Source organism: Advenella incenata, from assembly GCF_004217095.1.
Lineage (GTDB): Bacteria > Pseudomonadota > Gammaproteobacteria > Burkholderiales > Burkholderiaceae_B > Advenella > Advenella incenata.
Genome location: NZ_SHKO01000001.1, coordinates 2,110,066 through 2,126,491, shown reverse-complemented (window position 1 = coordinate 2,126,491; position 16,426 = coordinate 2,110,066). Strand labels below are relative to the sequence as shown.

Below are 16,426 nucleotides of genomic sequence, written 5' to 3'. Positions count from 1 at the left end.
ATCGTGAAGCCAGGCACTTTCGCCATGCCGTATGCACACCAACCCGCTCTGTCACCGTAAAATTGGTGTATTTAATCGTTGTATTTCAAGCGCATTGGTCTGAAACACACCAGCCTGAAGAGCACCCCACCGACAGGCGCTTGCCTGTTCTGCTTATCACTTTTTCTTTTCGTGCGAAGCGCAGCAGCAATTGGCCAAAGCCACTGATGCCCGTTTGTTGAAAATCAGTGGCAGATCCCGCTCATATGGCTACACGGACACACGGGCATGTGGCCATATGAACAAAAGCCGGTGCGTCGCAGCGACACACCGGCTTCAGCTCATTACCACTTACTGCGTCAGTTATGAATGGCGTCCGCTTCCGATGTAAACGAATCGGCAAAAAACTCATCCTCGGGCAATCCGCAAAGGCCCGTGTATTCGGTGCGGGCGCTGTTGACCACGATGGGCGCGCCGCAGGCATACACCTGGTGTCCGGACAGGTCAGGATAATCCTGAATCACTGCCTTGTGCACAAAGCCGATTCTGCCCGTCCACGCATCTTGCTCCGTGGCGTCAGAAATGACCGGAACGTACGTGAAAAAAGGCAGATCGCGCGCCCACTGCAGGGCCAGATCGTTCATATACAGATCCTGCGGGCGGCGCCCGCCCCAGTAAAGCGTGACCGGACGGGTAATGCCTTTGGCAATAATGTGCTCCATCATCGCCTTGATGGGTGCAAACCCGGTGCCACTAGCCAGGAAAATAATCGGCTTATCGCTGTCGTCGCGCAAGAAGAACGAGCCCAGTGGGCCTTCGACTCGCAAAATTTCACGCACCTTCATTTGCGTTGCACCGGCACCAAAAACATGGTCTGTGAACACACCTCCGGGCAGATGACGAATATGCAGCTCAACGGGTTCAGTGCCATTAGGCGCGGTCGCCATGGAAAAGCTGCGCCGTTTGCCGTCCTTCAGAATGAACTCAATATATTGTCCGGCATAGTATCGAAACGGCTCAGTGGCGGGCAACTGCAAACTCATGGTCATCACATCATCGGCTTTTTTGTCCAGCGCCATGACCCGGGCAGGCATCTTGCGAATTTGAATGTCACTGGCCATCCGAACTTCGCGCACCTCGATATCCATATCGCTGGTTGCGTGCGCCTGACAGAAAAGCGTATAGCCGGCGCTGATATCTTCGGCCGACAGAATCTGCGCCGGAGCCGGACCGGCTTCAAATGTACCGTTAATCACTTTACCTTTGCAGGTGGAGCAGGAACCGCTGCGACAACTATAGGGCAGCACGTAGCCCGCGCTCAGGGCGGCATCCAGAATAGTCTGCCCTTCTGCTGTTTCAAATTGGTGGTTGCTGGGATGCACCGTCACTTTATATCCCACGACTCTACTCCTTGTTTGCTGCCATGACCGGCAACAGTGTAATGTTTTTCATGCGCACCACGAACAGGCGCCCCTTGCGGGCACGTTTGCCAATGTACTCGGCCAGTGCCTGCAGCGATAGCGTGTCCTCGGTCTGTTTGTTGCGATAGATGCCCGACACCACGATGCCGCCCTCGCCCACGGGGATGATCTGGGCCAGACTATCGTTGGCATCAAGCGTCATCAATTGGGTTCCGCGGCCGCCGCCAGCAAGCGATTTCACATCACCCAGGTCAACGATCAAAATTTTCCCTTTGGCGGTATACATCGCCAGATGGGTACTATTATTGAACAGTGGTATGGGGCGCAGTAAATGCTGCTCGGCCTCGACGGTGACAAACTGCTTGCCTGCTTTCTGACGGCTGATCATATCCGATAGTTTTGCGGTAAAGCCCAGTCCGTTGCTCTGCATGAGCAACCAGCGACTGTCCGCAGCGCCCGCGATAAACTGGGTAACCTGGGTGCCGCGCTCCAGATCGACCATGCTGGTGATGGGCTGGCCATCTCCCCGCGCCGACGGAAGCGTGGACACTGCTACGGAATAGACGCGGCCATTGCTGCCAAGCGCTATCAAAGTATCGGTACTCTGACATTCATAGGCCGCGTACATGCGATCGCCGGTCTTGAAGCCAAACTGCGTGTGGTCATGGCCATGGCCTTGACGCGAACGCAACCAGCCTTTTTCCGACACGATGACGGTAACCGGTTCCTGCACGATACGGGTTTCCAGTACAGCCCTTTCAGCCTCCTGGATGATTGTGCGGCGCGGGTCACCATACTTTTTCGCATCGGCTTCAATTTCCTTGCCGATCATCCGCTTGAGCGCAGACGGGTTGTCCAGCAGTTCCTGCAGTTTCTTCTCGTCATCACGCTTGTCGTTGAGTTCCTGTTCAATCTTGAACCCTTCGAGTTTTGCCAACTGGCGCAGCCGCATCTCGAGAATATCTTCAGCCTGCCTTTCTGTCAGCGAGAAGCGCGCCATCAGCGCCGCGCGCGGCTCGTCGGACTCGCGTATGGTCTGGATCACTTCATCCACGTTCAGATACACCAGCATGCGGCCTTCCAGCACATGGATGCGATCTATGACCTTATCCAGGCGGTGTCGCGTGCGGCGCGTAACTGTTTGGGTACGGAACTGCAGCCACTCTTCAAGCACGGTACGCAAATTGCGTTGCCGCGGACGACCGTCAATGCCGATGCAGACCAGATTGACCGATACCGTGCCTTCCATGCTGGTCTGCGCCAGCAGCAGATTGACAAATTCGTTGCGATCAATGCGCGAGGACTTGGGCTCGAAAACCAGTCGTACTGACGCTTCCCGTCCGGACTCATCGCGCACGGCATCAAGCATGCCCAACATGGCAGACTTGTTTGCCTGCTGATCGGGCGTCAGCGCTTTCTTGCCTGTTCGCACCTTGGGATTGGTGATTTCCTCAATTTCCTCCAGCACTTTCTGGCCCGAGGTATTGGGTGGCAGTTCCGTGATAACCAGTTGCCACTGGCCACGCGCCATTTCTTCAAACTCCCAGCGCGCCCGCGCCTTGAGCGAGCCACGACCTGACGAATAGATGGCCGCAATATCGCTGGCCGGCGTAATGATCTGGGCCCCGCCGGGAAAATCCGGGCCGGGGATCAGCGTATACAGCTCTTCATCGCTCATGCGCGGATGACGCAGCAGACCCAGGGCTGCTGCCGCCACTTCCTGCAGATTGTGCGAAGGGATTTCAGTTGCCATTCCCACAGCAATACCCGAGGCGCCATTGAGCAACATGACAGGCAGACGTGCAGGCAGCATTTGCGGCTCCTGCTGGCTGCCATCATAATTGGGAACGAAATCTACCGTGCCCTCGTCAATTTCACCCAACAGCACATCGGCAATGGGCGTCAGACGCGCTTCGGTATATCGCATTGCTGCGGCGCCATCGCCGTCACGCGAGCCAAAATTGCCCTGGCCGTCGATCAGCGGATAGCGCAAGCTGAAATCCTGGGCCATCCGCACCAATGCATCATAGGCAGCCTGGTCGCCATGCGGGTGAAACTTACCCAGCACATCGCCGACAACCCTGGCCGACTTGACCGGCTTGGCACCGGCGCGCAGGCCCATTTCGCTCATGGAATACAAAATGCGTCGCTGCACAGGCTTTTGTCCGTCACCCACGTCGGGCAAGGCGCGTCCGCGCACGACAGATACCGCATAGTCCAGATACGCCTGCTCGGCATACAAACCCAGGGTGATGGTTTCGTCTTCGGGAGGCGCTGCTTCAAACAGGTCCGTCTGGTCTTGATCACTCATTACACATCCACTTCCGCTAAATTACCTTTGTCTTCGAGCCAACTGCGTCGCTGCGCAGACTCACCTTTACCCATCAGCATATTGAACATTTTTTTCGTCTCTTCGGACGTCAGTTCGCCATACCCCACGGGCAGCAAACGCCGGGTGTCCGGATTCATCGTCGTTTCCCACAGCTGTTCGGCGCTCATCTCGCCCAGGCCTTTAAAACGGCTGATGCTCAGGCTGGCAGGTTTAACGCCATCCTTCTGCACCAATTTATCCTGGACAGCCTCAAGTTCCGATTCATCCAGACAATACAGCTTGCGCGCCGGGCGCTTGCCCTGGGCCGGAACATCTACCCTGAACAGCGGCGGCTTGGCAATAAACACAAAGCCGTTTTCCACCAGCCTGGGGAAATGACGATAGAACAGCGTGAGCAGCAGCACCTGAATATGCGAGCCGTCAACGTCGGCATCGGAAAGGATGCAGATACGCCGATAGCGCAGCCCGGAAAGATCGGGATTGTCATTGGCACCATGCGGGTCTACGCCAATGGCAACGGCAATGTCGTGAATCTCATTGTTGGCAAACAGACGATCTTTTTCCACTTCCCATGCATTGAGCACCTTGCCTCGCAGCGGCAGGATCGCCTGAAATTCCTTGTTGCGGCCCATTTTTGCAGAGCCTCCTGCAGAGTCACCCTCGACAAGAAACACTTCAGTGCGGGTACTGTCAGACGATTCACAATCGGTCAGCTTGCCCGGCAGGACTGCAACACCGGAGCTCTTGCGTTTCTCAACTTTCTGCGCGGAACGCGTACGTACCTGCGCCTGGCGAATCGCCAGTTCGGCCAGTTTTCTGCCGGCTTCCACGTTACTGTTCAGACGCAATTCAAACGAGGTTTTGGCAAAGCCGCCAACCAGCCTGACGGCATCGCGGTTGTTCAGCCGCTCTTTGATCTGCCCCTGAAACTGCGGATCCAGCACCTTGGCCGAGAGCACGAAACTGGCCCGGGAAAATACGTCTTCGGGCAGCAGCTTGATGCCTTTAGGCAGCAGATTGTGCATCTCGATGAAACTCTTGAGCGCCGTGTACAGCCCTTCGCGCAAGCCGGCTTCGTGTGTGCCGCCAGCCGAGGTGGGAATCAGGTTGACATAGGATTCACGCACCACCTGCCCTTCGGCAGTCCAGGCCACGGCCCATTCGGCGCCCTCGCCATCGGCAAAATACTCATGCGACTTATCTGCATACTGGCTATCGGCAAACACCGGCACCAGCAACTCTTCCCCCGCCAGCGATTCGGTCAGATAGCCGGTAAGCCCGCGTTCATAAAGCCATTTTTTCTGTTCACCGTTTTTTTCATTATTCAGGATAACAGTGACACCGGGCATGAGCACGGCCTTGCTGCGCAGCAAACGCAGCAGCTCGTTCATAGGAATTTGGGCGGTGTCAAAATATTTGGGATCTGGCCAGATGCGCACCCGTGTCCCGGTTTTCTTACGTGGTACGGCATCACCCAGTCGGGTCAGCGGGGCCTCTACTATCCCGCCATTGGCAAATACCAATTGGTATTCACTACTGTCGCGCCAGACGGTCACTTCCATTCGGGTTGACAGGGCATTGGTCACGGACACCCCGACACCATGCAGGCCGCCCGAGAATGCGTAAGCGCCACCGGCTTTCTTGTCGAACTTGCCGCCGGCATGCAGCCGGGTAAAGACAATTTCAACAACCGGCGCTTTCTCCTCGGGATGCAGACCGACGGGAATGCCTCGTCCGTCATCTTCGACCGTTACACTGCTGTCCGAATTGACCGTAACGGTAATTTGTCTGCCAAAACCCGCAAGGGATTCATCGGCAGCGTTGTCGATAACTTCCTGAATAATATGCAACGGATTTTCCGTGCGGGTGTACATGCCCGGGCGTTCGCGCACGGGCTCCAGGCCCTTGAGGACCCGGATTGATGCTTCGTCATAGCTTTGCTTGGCGGCCACGTGTTTCTCAATACTGTTCAAAAAAACAGACATTTTACGTGCTCAAAGCGTTTTTTGTCGCCTAATAATCACGCTTTTCGACAATCTTTATCGATAAATGGTATTCTTACATTTAACTACAGACGCATTTGGCTGCTGTTTGCCTTTCAGGAGTATCCTTTCCTTGACTGGCCCGGCTTCATACGCCGGCTTCGGAATTCAAACTGAAAAATCCATTCCGTTGCAGCTCACATCAAACCTATCCGCTTTGATCGACCTCAAATCGAGGCATTCCAAATACGTTATATTCCATTTCCGATTATTCTTGACCATTGTCACCTGAAACATTATGAGCGATCTGATCAAACACGCAACCGAGAAAACATTTGAAGCCGAAGTGCTCAAGTCGGAGCTGCCGGTGCTGGTAGACTACTGGGCCCCCTGGTGTGGCCCGTGCAAGGCGATTGCTCCGCTATTGGAAGAGGCATCCCGCGACTACGAAGGCCGTATCCAGGTAGTCAAGGTCGACGTCCAGGACCACCCGGAAGTGGCTGCCAAGTTCGGCATTCGTGGTATCCCAACGCTGATGCTCTTCAAAAACGGCGAAGCTGTGGCAACCAAAGTCGGTGCAGTCAACAAAACCCAGCTTACCGGGTTCATTGACGAATCCATTTAAGTTATTTTTTTCGCGCGGGCTCATTCGTCAGCCCGCCGCCATGACTCTTATTTCAATCCTTATCTATCCTTACTAATAAATAATGCACCTTAATGAATTAAAGGCACTGCATGTGTCGCAGCTGCTCGAAATGGCTGCTGGCCTGGAAATCGAAAACGCCAACCGCTTCCGCAAGCAGGAATTGATGTTCGCCATCATGAAGCGTCGCGCAAAAATGGGGGAACAAATCTTCGGCGATGGCGTGCTGGAAGTACTGCCTGATGGCTTTGGCTTTCTTCGCTCCCCCGAAACATCCTACCTTGCCAGCACCGACGACATCTACATTTCCCCTTCGCAAATCCGCCGCTTCAATCTTCACACAGGTGATTCGATCGAAGGTGAAGTACGTGTACCCAAGGATGGCGAACGCTATTTCGCCCTGGTCAAAGTGGAAAACGTCAATGGCGTATCTCCGGAACTGATGAAACATCGCATCATGTTCGAGAATCTGACGCCCCTGCACCCGGACGATCCCCTGATTCTTGAACGCGATATCAAAAGCGAAGAAAACAACACCGGCCGTATCCTGGATATCTTTTCGCCCATCGGCAAAGGCCAGCGCGCCCTGATCGTGGCCAGCCCCAAATCGGGTAAAACGGTCATGATGCAGCATATTGCGCATTCCATTACCACCAACTACCCCGATGCCACGCTGATCGTCCTGCTGGTTGATGAACGCCCCGAGGAAGTGACCGAGATGACCCGCACCGTGCGCGGTGAAGTGGTCGCCTCTACCTTCGATGAGCCCGCCACCCGTCACGTACAGGTTGCAGAAATGGTTATCGAGAAAGCCAAACGCCTGGTCGAATTGAAAAAAGACGTGGTCATTGTGCTGGACTCCATTACCCGCCTGGCCCGCGCCTACAATACCGTCGTGCCTTCCTCTGGCAAGGTCCTGACCGGTGGTGTCGACGCCAATGCGCTGCAACGCCCCAAACGGTTCTTTGGCGCAGCCCGAAACATCGAAGAAGGTGGTTCCCTGACGATTATCGGCACTGCCCTGATTGAAACCGGCAGCCGCATGGATGAAGTCATCTATGAAGAATTCAAGGGCACCGGTAACTGCGAAGTTCATCTTGAACGCCGCCTGGCAGAAAAACGGATTTATCCTGCCATCAATCTGAACAAATCAGGCACCCGCCGTGAAGAGCTGTTGATGAAGCCCGAGAAGCTGCAACGCGTCTGGGTACTGCGTAAATTCATTCACGATATGGACGAAGTCGAGTCAATGGAATTCATTCTGGACAAGATCAAATCCACGAAGAACAATGACCAGTTCTTCGATATGATGAAGAAATAAAAACAGCCGCATTCCAGATTGAAAAAAATACCTTCCATTGCGAAGGTATTTTTTTTGGTCATTCGCGCAGAAACGACACTCCTGACATGACCCCCAGCGCTGATCAATTGCTTGGGTCGGAATTTGCGAAATTTTGCTCGCCAGATTTTATGATTTAAGCGTATGCTATGCGCAGCATGAGCGCTCGATCATGCCTGTTTTTTTTCGTTGAAAAGGAATAAAAAATGAAAACAATCAGCAAGTCCGCATTTTTTGCAGTCGTTGCCTCAACGCTTTTCTGCTCGGCAGCCATGGCACAGACGGCAACACCCGCAAAAAAAGAAAACAGTCAGCAAAATCGCATGACTACCTGCAATGCAGACGCCAAGACCAAAAGCCTGCAAGGTGACGCTCGCAAAACCTTCATGAAGACCTGCCTGAGTGGAGACAGCACAACCAAAGATGGCAAACCCCTGACCAGCTCACAGCAGCGCATGGCAGACTGCAACAAGGATGCCAAAACTAAATCACTGACCGGCGATGCGCGCAAAACATTCATGAGCAGTTGCCTGAAAAAGTCCTGACACCAAACCTTGACCGCAAGCACAGCGGCAGCGCTCATCATGGGCGCATGCCGTTTTTTAGATAAAAAAAAGCGACCAACAATGCTATTGTCGAGTCGCCCAGAGAGAGTAATCATGATGGAGAGACTTTGAAAAAACTCCATCGAATGTTTTAGCGTCGCATGCCCAGAGGAATGCGTGCAGAATTTATTGTGGCATTTTTTGCTGTTGCTGATCCAGCATGTCCAGCGCCTGTTTGCAGCTGGACTCCAACTGAGCCTGATCCTTGATGGCAGCCATTTGCGAGCGCTGCTCATCAATCATCTGCTTCATCTGCTCAGCAGATCCACCTGCCTTCACAACCATGTCCTCGGCTTTTTTGAAGTAGTCCTGGCAAGTTTGCGGCAGGTTGCTGTCAGTGCTGGCAGCCGAATCGGCTGCAGGAGCCGGAGTATCACCCGTACCGGATGAAGACTCAGCACCCGGCGCCGCACTCGAATTGGCAGGTGCGGTTGAGGATTCTGCCGGAGCAGCCGGCTCAGGAGCCGGTGCGGAAGTGGCAGGCGCTTCGGAGGTCGCCGCAGGCGTTTCGGGTGCCGTGGAATCGGCGCCCTTGTCGCAACCGGCCAGGCCGAACAATCCTGCCACCACAGCAGCCAGAATCGCGGAACGTGTCGTATTCAGATTCATGCGTTCCCTTTCAATTATTGTGGCTGGCTGCCGCCAGAAGCCGGTGCCTCGGTAGCGGGCGCTGGTGTTGTTCCAGAATCAGCAGGTGCTGCAGGTTCAGCAGCAGGTGCCGGCGTAGCCGGTGCTTCCGATGATGCCGCTGGCGTTTCCGGCGCAGACGAATCTGCACCCTTGTCACATCCGGCCAATCCCAACAAGCCTGCCAGCGTTGCCGCCAGGGCTACAGAGCGTATTGTATGAAGTTTCATGATATCTCCCGTCTTATTGTGGCTGACTGCCAGAAGCAGGCGCTTCGCCAGAAGGCGCAGGTGTCGTGCCGGATTCGGCAGGTGCTGCCGGGTCAGCAGCAGGGGCCGCCGGCTCAGCCGCCGGAGCCGGTGCTGCCGGCGCTTCAGACGTTGTACCCGGTGCTTTGGGTTCAGTCTCATCGCCACCGTTGTCGCATCCGGCCAGACCTACCAAGCCAGCGAATACCGCCGTCAAAACCATTGATCGTGTCGTATTGAATTTCATGACTTAACCTCTTTATTTGAATTGCGAAATCAGTACAAACCATTATTCGCACTTTCACGCTAAAGGTCATTACAGAACGACTATAAAGTGCTTGTATTTGTAACAAATGCAATTTTTTCGGGCAGCGGTCAATTTGGCTATCTGCTTGATTTGGCTTGCAAAAGGCTGAATGCTGCAGTTTGCTGGTGTCTTAATATTTAACGTTTTGCACCGGCATCAGGCAACCTGATTGTGTGCAGATGCGACTGAAAATGGCTTTGAGAGACGCATCTGCATTCGTAAAAAAGACGTCATTCGTCCCTTGCCGCGCGTTTTTTGCGGCAGGAACGAACGCAAAGACGATCAAACAATACGTACGTTCAACTGGCCCAGCCCGTCCACTTTGCCGACCAACTCATCACCAACAGTGACCGCGCCAACGCCTTCGGGCGTACCGGAGAAAATCAGATCGCCAGGCTGCAGTTCGAACAATCCCGACAAATAGGCAATGGATTCAGGAATGGACCAGATCAGCGATGCAATCGTGCTGCTCTGACGAGTCTGCCCATTGACATCCAGCGAGATTGCAGCCGAGTCGATGCCCGTAACCGTTGCGGCCGGATGTACGGGGCCGATCGGGCCCGACAGATCGAATGCCTTGCCCACTTCCCAGGGTCTGCCCTGCTTCTTGGCCTCGCCCTGCAAATCGCGACGGGTCATGTCCAGGCCCAGCGCGTAACCGAAAACCATTTGCGCGGCCTCCTCTACCGACACGTCCTTGCCCCCTTTGCCAATAGCGACGACCAACTCCATTTCATAATGCAGGTTGGCGGTTTTGGACGGATACGGCATTTGCCCTGTCTGCCCGTCGGCGATAGGCAGTAACGCATCCGCTGGCTTGCAGAAAAAGAAAGGGTCCTCACGACCGGTAAAGCCCATTTCCTTTGCATGCTCGGCGTAATTGCGTCCTACACAGTAAACACGACGCACCGGAAAGCGTGCATCGCTACCGGCAATGGCAAGGGAAACAATCTCGGGGGCGGCAAATACATATGTCATAGCAGTCTCTTAAATAGTCTTGGTTATCGTTGATCAATAAAACGTTGCGGCAGGCTGGCGTAGATGCCTTTGTGCGCGCCATCAAAAAAAGGGCCCGGTCGTGTACTGCCGTGCCCTTTTTAAAAGTGGTTGGAAACCAGCGGATTATTTACCTTTCTGGAATCGCTCGATACTGCTGGTGATCTCTGCATGCGCCGCGTCGATCCCTTCCCAGCCTTTGACCTTGACCCACTTGCCTTTTTCAAGATCTTTGTAATGCTCAAAAAAGTGCTGGATGCGCTGCAGATCCTGCTCAGGCAAATCAGTATGTGCCTTCAGGGTGCTATAGGGAGGGTACAGCTTGTCGACCGGGCGGGCCAGCAATTTGGCGTCACCGCCGGCTTCGTCATCCATTTGCAACACGCCCAGGGCGCGGCATTTGATAACCGATCCGACAGCAATGGGAAACGGCGTAATGACCAGCACATCGACCGGATCACCATCATCAGACAGCGTGTCTGGAATATAGCCATAGTTGCACGGGTAGTGCATGGCCGTCATCATGAAGCGATCTACAAACACCGCGCCGGTGTCTTTATCCACTTCGTATTTAACCGGATCGGCATTCATCGGAATTTCAATTACAACATTGAATTCTTCCGGCGTCTTGGAACCGGCCGGGACATTTTTCAAGCTCATAGTCAACTCTTCTGGTTACTGTGGTTACGATTGTCGTGCTTAGGATTTTTCATTCAATTCATCCGTCCTGATACCGGGGATGGGTGCACTGTCGAAGTACTCATCATCGGCTTCCGGCCGTTTGGCATAGATCGTTTTTTCGGATGGTTCATCTGCACGCTCCTGCTCGATTTGCTGTTCGGCACGCTTGCGGTCAGGCGGGCCGTCCGGATCCATCCGCGTATCGGCTGCCGGCAGGTATTTTTCTCCTGTCACTGTGGGCAGCATGGAGATGGAGGCCGAGGCAAAACGCCAGTGCTTGACTGCTTCGGCTGGCTTGCCCAGGCGGTCGTAGAGCGCACCAAGCAAGGTGTGCGTGCGCGGATCTTCACGCAGCTTGAGGCTGCGTGTCAGATAGCGTTCGGCCTGCCCCCACAACTGCGCGGCCAGGCATAAGAAACCGAGCGCATTGAGCAGATCAGGATTGTTTTCATCTTTCTCAAGCCATTGCTGCGCCTTGGTCAGGCGTGCATTAACCTGTTCGGCTGGACACTGGACATAAGCGTTGAGCAGCCGGGAGTCAATATGTTCCCGCAGCGATGCTTCCAGTATCTGCCCGGCAGTATCGGGATGGCCAGCGGCCTGCGCTTTCTCGGCAGCAGCCAGCGCGATTAGCGGCATGGCCTTTTCAGCCGTGCTGAATGACTTCCAGGTATTGGCCCAACTGTCGCGGGTGGTCGCTTTCATGACTGCCGCACCAGCATGCTCAATAAGACGCTGGCCCTCGAAACTATCGATGGTTCCTTTCCTGTTCAGCACACGCGCTACCTGCAACAATTTATCCTGGTTACCAATTTGCTTGTAACCGCGCAGCAGCAGTTTCTGGATATGGTCCTGATTAGCACCTCCGGCCTTCGCCAATGGCTCGAGTAATGCCAGCGCCTGTTTGGATTCGCCCTGCTCCAGCAGCATTTCGGCACGGATGGTGGCGGCCGCATCCTGCATCCTGGGGTTGCCCTGCGCCTTGGACTGCGCGGTCAGAAGCAACGCATCCCTTTCGGCATAGCGCGACTGGTTGTGCGCCGCCTTGGCCGCCGCCAGACTGGCGAGCGCCTGCCTGCCACTGTCACGACTGCGATTGAGCAGACGGGTCAAATCCTTCTCTGCCGGGCTGCTTCGCCCTTCCAGCAATTCAACCCAACCCCGTTCCAGCAGATCATAGTCCTTGCGGGTGTGCCGGCGCTGATTCCAGTTACGCCATCGCGTTGGCGCGTCCATCAGCACACCGATAAATCGAAAAATCAGGTAAAAAATGAAAAAGGCAATGACGATGAAGACCAGGCCGGCAGCCAGCGACACCGTGCGGCGCTCATCGCCGGTCACAACCATGAAATAGCCGCTGGAATCACGCAGCAAGAGCGCGGCAGCAACAGCGACAGCAAATAGGACAAGTACTTTCAAACTGGTTCGCATGCATTACTCCTGTCCGGGATTCATGGATTTAAGCTGCTTGCGGGTTTCCTGGACCGCCTTCACGCTCTGCGTAATTGGCGGCAACTGCTGCCTGACACCAGCCTGAAGCAGTTGCTGAAGCTGGGTCAGCACCTGTTGCGTCTCAACAGAATCCTGATTGAAACTTTGTCTGATGCCCTTGACGACGGTTTCAAGCGATGAAGTCCAAATGCCCTGCTGTCCATTGAGCAACGCCTGCTGGGCAAAATGCAAATGTTGCTTCAGATTTGCCCGCAACTGGGCAGCCTGATCGACCGTGAGCAACACCTGATTTGGATCGGCCAGTTTTTCCACTCTCACAATTCCGCCAAGGTCAGAGCGCAAGCCTTCCCAGGCAGCAACCGGCCAGGTTTTTACTTCGTTCCAGGCACGCTCATACCAAACATCAGAGGAGGCGACCGCGTTCGTATCGTTCGCGCCTGCCGCTGGGGCAGCCACATCCGAAGACTCTCCCGCCATGGGTTTGGCGCCCGCCTGATCAGGGGTCAGCATCGGCAGTGCATCAATTTTTACAGACAATGCCGCTACTTGAGCAAATTGCGCATCCACGCCAATCGTCGGCGCGGACTTCAGGGTAACGATATCGGCTGCCAAAGCGCCGCGTAACCCTGCCAGCACCGGTGCATCGGCCTGATCGATAGCCTTGATTGCCGTCTCCAGCGAAGCCATGGCATTTTCAACGTTGCCGGCAATGGCAAGCTCATTCTGCGCCATAGTAATCAGGCGACTTACATCATTGACCACAAACAGCGCTGTCTCGTCCCGCGAGGCTTGCAGACGGGTCGATTGCAATTGCTGAAGTTGCTTCTGTGACGACTCCAGCTGATCGCGCAACGCAATGATCTGCGCCGACTGGCGATCAAGCTGATCGCGAATGTCCGCTGGCAAGGAGCCGTTAAAACCACCCGTGCCCGAACCCGCCGTTGACGGGGTAGCGGACGCTTGCGGTGTATCTACAGTCGTTGCCGGCGTACCTGCTGCGGATGTGGCCGTAGCAGCCGCCTCTTGTGCAGAAGCATCGGTTGACGCATCACCGGATGACTTGTCACTGCTCGTAGTCCCTGCCGATTGCGCGGTTGAGTTATCGGTAGCCTCAGCTCCCGTCTGGGCTGACTCGCTATTGGTTGCTGCCGGGCCCACGGGCGTACTGCTTGTACTGCCACTGGCCTTATCCTGAGCGCTCGAGGCGGGATCGGCAGCCGATACCCCCTCGCCTGCACCATCGGCACCGACCTGGGTATCACCATTTGTCGTGGCGGGCGTTTTGCCGGCACTCTGGGCCGACTCGGCATCGCTCGCCGTGTCTGATTGTGAAGAACTTGATGAATCTGATGAATCAGCAGTTGTATCTGCGGCAGGCGTCTGGCCAGGTTGCTCGGTGGCGGACGCCGGCGCCTCTGCAGGTGAGCCCGAAGGTTCACTCGCAGTCTGACTGTTGCTTTCGGGCTCTGATTGATTGTTCTGGGCATAGTAATAACCGCCAGCAGCAATGGCAGCGACAACCACAAGCGCCCCGATCAAGGGCCCTTTCGTACCTTTGCCGTTGCTCTCGTCCTTGCCTTTATCAATGGGAGGAATGGCGCCGCCTGCAGCGCCAGAACCGGACTTGCCTGCGCTTGCAATGTCGGCATGACCTGCACGTGCTGTCGTTTTCTCGGCCGTGCTTTTCTCGTTTGCCAGTTCCACATCCGTCACTGTATCCGACGCTGCGCTGCCTGGCTGCGCATGCGGGCCGGCCGCTCCCGGTTTTTTTTCATTTTCCGTATTTCGCGCGTCGTCCTGTTTTTTTTCCATGTTTTTCAATTCCTTACTATCCAGAAAACCAATACACCGCTTGGCGATACGTTCGTGAAAGATCTGTACATTGTAGTGGATTACAGCAGGCTTTTATTCCGAGATTGTAACGGTGTGGAAAATTGCATCTTCCTGCGGCAAGGCCTGTACGATGCGTAGTGTGCTGGCGTTCCCTGCTGGCAGTTTTTGCTGCCAGGCCTGCTTAAGACTATCGACCTGCCCAGCATGGGTGACCACGAAGGTCGTGGACCCGGCAAGCGGATCCGGATTTATTTGCGCCGTAGCCAGATTGTCGACAAACGCGTCTATTCCCTGTGGGCTGGTCAGTACCACATATTTTTTTTCTGCCGGATCGGCAAACAGGCTGCTCATCTGGCGCTGTTGCTGGGCATCCCACTGTTTGGCATCCCGTTTATATAGGGGCAGGCGCGTGACAGCAAGCGACAGGTCCTGCAATTGCCGGCCAAGCCCTGGGTTGCCGGCGATGCCGCATACAATCAACACGGACTGCAGGCTGGCAAAAACGGCACTGGCCTTCAATCTGGTCAGAAAACCAGTGGAATCGTAAGACTGATTGTCGGCAGGACACAGGATCTGCTGTTGCGCAACCCCCTGGCGCAGCAGCGCCTGTACGGTCCCTGGGCCTACGCAGCCGGCACGCTGAGCTTGTGGCCATTGCATGCCGTGCTCAGTTAGCACATCAAAAAAGCAATCAACAGCAAAGCCGCTGACAAAAAACACCAAATTGAATGTGGCTGGATCAGGAACCGGGCCTGTAACGGCGATACGCTGCAACGTCAGGGCCGGCAGCGCGACAACGCGCAACCCTGCCTGCTCAAAGCGCAGTTGCAGTGCCTGATTTTTTCCTTGTGGTCGCGTAAGAATGACCGTTGCGCGCGGATGATGCACGACCTGGGCTCACACCTTGTCGGCGTCGTTCTGTGATGCCTCGTGCAGTGCCGCCAGTATCTCGTCGGCCCCCTGCTCCCGAAGCGCTTGCGCCACCTCGATGCCCAACTGGTCGGCGCCTTCGGCACTGGATGTCCGAGTACTGCGCAATACACGCGAGCCGTCGGGCGTCGCCACCAGCGCATTAAGCGTGACCGCATTGTCTGTCAGAGTAGCGTAGGCAGCAATCGGCACCTGGCAGGATCCGCCCAGCGTCCTGGATACAGCACGTTCGGCGGTAACACAGGCGGTGGTTGCCGGGTTGGCCAGACCAGCCAGCATTTCCAGCAACTGCGCGCGTCCTTCCAGCGCCTCAATACCCAGCGCTCCCTGTCCTGCGGCAGGCAGACTCTCGGAGACCTCCAGCCGCGATGCAATCCGCTCACCCAGTCCCAGACGCTGCAAGCCTGCAGTAGCCAGTACGATAGCATCGTAGTCGCCGTTATCCAATTTGGACAGGCGGGTGTCCAGATTGCCGCGCAGGGGTTTGACCACCAGATGCGGATAGGCTGCCCGAATCTGCGATTCACGGCGCAGGCTGGATGTTCCCACTACAGCGCCGGGGGGTAGCTCGCTGAGCTGATGATAGGTCGTCGATACAAAGGCGTCGGTCGGATCAGCCCGCTCCAGGATCGCAGCCAACACAAAGGGAGACTGCAGATCAACCGGCACATCTTTGAGCGAATGCACGGCCAGATCTGCCCTACCGTCTAGCAGCGCAGTTTCCAATTCCTTGATAAACAACCCCTTGCCACCTATCTTTGACAACGTACGATCCAGAATCTGATCGCCTTTTGTGGTCAGTTCCAGAAGTTCGACCTGCAACTGCGGGTAATGGGCCAGGAGCAGTTCCCTAACGTGATGCGCCTGCCAAAGGGCAAGGCGGCTGGCACGGGTTGCGATGGTCAGTTTTTTAAGTTCGGTCACGCGGGGTTCCTGCTAAATAAATTTAAAATCACGAATCAGGGGCAAACGCGGGCAATGAGGGCCAAGATAAAGATTACGGCCTGGCTGACACCCGCACAACACAGGCATGGATGTCAAACCTTTGCCC

Annotated in this window: 15 protein-coding genes; 3 read left to right on the top strand and 12 right to left on the bottom strand. The window is 55.4% G+C overall.

Annotation, left to right across the window (positions count from 1 at the left end; translation table 11 throughout):
- Positions 1 to 338: 338 nt before the first annotated feature.
- The 3 genes from EV681_RS09610 to EV681_RS09600 are packed head-to-tail and all read right to left on the bottom strand — an operon-like array spanning position 339 to position 5,717.
- The gene (locus EV681_RS09610) at positions 339 to 1,379 is read right to left on the bottom strand and encodes a CDP-6-deoxy-delta-3,4-glucoseen reductase (protein ID WP_130303804.1); all 1,041 of its coding nucleotides are present in this window, start codon (positions 1,377 to 1,379) and stop codon (positions 339 to 341) included.
- A gap of 4 nt (positions 1,380 to 1,383) precedes the next feature.
- Positions 1,384 to 3,711, bottom strand: coding sequence for a DNA topoisomerase IV subunit A (gene parC / locus EV681_RS09605; RefSeq protein ID WP_130303803.1), 2,328 nt, complete (start codon positions 3,709 to 3,711; stop codon positions 1,384 to 1,386).
- On the bottom strand, positions 3,711 to 5,717 hold the full coding sequence (locus EV681_RS09600) for a DNA topoisomerase IV subunit B (protein WP_128394321.1): 2,007 nt from the start codon (positions 5,715 to 5,717) through the stop codon (positions 3,711 to 3,713). Before EV681_RS09600 ends, parC begins: the two co-directional genes overlap by 1 nt.
- A gap of 295 nt (positions 5,718 to 6,012) precedes the next feature.
- On the opposite strand from EV681_RS09600, the gene trxA reads away from it, so the two are divergent.
- The 3 genes from trxA to EV681_RS09585 all read left to right on the top strand — a co-directional run bounded on the left by trxA (position 6,013) and on the right by EV681_RS09585 (position 8,241).
- Positions 6,013 to 6,339, top strand: coding sequence for a thioredoxin (gene trxA, locus EV681_RS09595; protein ID WP_014750513.1), 327 nt, complete (start codon positions 6,013 to 6,015; stop codon positions 6,337 to 6,339).
- An 82-nt stretch (positions 6,340 to 6,421) separates the two neighbouring features.
- A complete protein-coding gene (gene rho, locus EV681_RS09590; protein ID WP_128394322.1) occupies positions 6,422 to 7,678 on the top strand; it encodes a transcription termination factor Rho in 1,257 nt (418 codons plus the stop codon).
- Positions 7,679 to 7,902: 224 nt separating this feature from the next.
- Positions 7,903 to 8,241, top strand: a complete 339-nt coding sequence (locus tag EV681_RS09585) for a PsiF family protein (RefSeq protein ID WP_207227023.1) — start codon at positions 7,903 to 7,905, stop codon at positions 8,239 to 8,241.
- 186 nt (positions 8,242 to 8,427) lie between these two features.
- Here EV681_RS09585 and EV681_RS09580 read toward each other — a convergent pair whose 3' ends face one another.
- The 9 genes from EV681_RS09580 to hemC all read right to left on the bottom strand — a co-directional run bounded on the left by EV681_RS09580 (position 8,428) and on the right by hemC (position 16,299).
- The gene (locus tag EV681_RS09580; protein WP_128394323.1) at positions 8,428 to 8,910 is read right to left on the bottom strand and encodes a DUF5339 family protein; all 483 of its coding nucleotides are present in this window, start codon (positions 8,908 to 8,910) and stop codon (positions 8,428 to 8,430) included.
- Positions 8,911 to 8,924: 14 nt separating this feature from the next.
- The gene (locus tag EV681_RS09575) at positions 8,925 to 9,158 is read right to left on the bottom strand and encodes a hypothetical protein (RefSeq protein ID WP_128394324.1); all 234 of its coding nucleotides are present in this window, start codon (positions 9,156 to 9,158) and stop codon (positions 8,925 to 8,927) included.
- Positions 9,159 to 9,171: 13 nt separating this feature from the next.
- Positions 9,172 to 9,423, bottom strand: a complete 252-nt coding sequence (locus EV681_RS09570) for a hypothetical protein (RefSeq protein WP_128394325.1) — start codon at positions 9,421 to 9,423, stop codon at positions 9,172 to 9,174.
- A gap of 342 nt (positions 9,424 to 9,765) precedes the next feature.
- Positions 9,766 to 10,461 carry a fumarylacetoacetate hydrolase family protein gene (locus EV681_RS09565; RefSeq protein ID WP_130303802.1) on the bottom strand — a complete coding sequence of 232 codons (696 nt, stop codon included), beginning with the start codon at positions 10,459 to 10,461 and terminating at the stop codon, positions 9,766 to 9,768.
- A 144-nt stretch (positions 10,462 to 10,605) separates the two neighbouring features.
- Entirely contained in the window at positions 10,606 to 11,139 is a 534-nt protein-coding gene (gene ppa / locus EV681_RS09560) for an inorganic diphosphatase (protein ID WP_128394327.1), read from the bottom strand.
- Between the two features lie 39 nt (positions 11,140 to 11,178).
- A complete protein-coding gene (locus tag EV681_RS09555) occupies positions 11,179 to 12,591 on the bottom strand; it encodes a heme biosynthesis HemY N-terminal domain-containing protein (RefSeq protein ID WP_128394328.1) in 1,413 nt (470 codons plus the stop codon).
- Positions 12,592 to 12,594: 3 nt separating this feature from the next.
- Positions 12,595 to 14,424, bottom strand: coding sequence for a uroporphyrinogen-III C-methyltransferase (locus EV681_RS09550; protein WP_128394329.1), 1,830 nt, complete (start codon positions 14,422 to 14,424; stop codon positions 12,595 to 12,597).
- A gap of 93 nt (positions 14,425 to 14,517) precedes the next feature.
- On the bottom strand, positions 14,518 to 15,333 hold the full coding sequence (locus EV681_RS09545) for a uroporphyrinogen-III synthase (RefSeq protein WP_128394330.1): 816 nt from the start codon (positions 15,331 to 15,333) through the stop codon (positions 14,518 to 14,520).
- Between the two features lie 9 nt (positions 15,334 to 15,342).
- A complete protein-coding gene (hemC, locus tag EV681_RS09540; protein ID WP_128394331.1) occupies positions 15,343 to 16,299 on the bottom strand; it encodes a hydroxymethylbilane synthase in 957 nt (318 codons plus the stop codon).
- Positions 16,300 to 16,426: the final 127 nt, after the last annotated feature.

Coding starts and splice junctions, on each gene's coding strand:
- rho (WP_128394322.1), top strand. CDS start 6,422: ATGCACCTTAATGAATTAAAGGCACTGCATGTGTCGCAGCTGCTCGAA.
- EV681_RS09580 (WP_128394323.1), bottom strand. CDS start 8,910: ATGAATCTGAATACGACACGTTCCGCGATTCTGGCTGCTGTGGTGGCA.
- EV681_RS09600 (WP_128394321.1), bottom strand. CDS start 5,717: ATGTCTGTTTTTTTGAACAGTATTGAGAAACACGTGGCCGCCAAGCAA.
- EV681_RS09550 (WP_128394329.1), bottom strand. CDS start 14,424: ATGGAAAAAAAACAGGACGACGCGCGAAATACGGAAAATGAAAAAAAA.
- EV681_RS09565 (WP_130303802.1), bottom strand. CDS start 10,461: ATGACATATGTATTTGCCGCCCCCGAGATTGTTTCCCTTGCCATTGCC.
- ppa (WP_128394327.1), bottom strand. CDS start 11,139: ATGAGCTTGAAAAATGTCCCGGCCGGTTCCAAGACGCCGGAAGAATTC.
- EV681_RS09570 (WP_128394325.1), bottom strand. CDS start 9,423: ATGAAATTCAATACGACACGATCAATGGTTTTGACGGCGGTATTCGCT.
- parC (WP_130303803.1), bottom strand. CDS start 3,711: ATGAGTGATCAAGACCAGACGGACCTGTTTGAAGCAGCGCCTCCCGAA.
- EV681_RS09555 (WP_128394328.1), bottom strand. CDS start 12,591: ATGCGAACCAGTTTGAAAGTACTTGTCCTATTTGCTGTCGCTGTTGCT.
- trxA (WP_014750513.1), top strand. CDS start 6,013: ATGAGCGATCTGATCAAACACGCAACCGAGAAAACATTTGAAGCCGAA.
- EV681_RS09585 (WP_207227023.1), top strand. CDS start 7,903: ATGAAAACAATCAGCAAGTCCGCATTTTTTGCAGTCGTTGCCTCAACG.
- EV681_RS09575 (WP_128394324.1), bottom strand. CDS start 9,158: ATGAAACTTCATACAATACGCTCTGTAGCCCTGGCGGCAACGCTGGCA.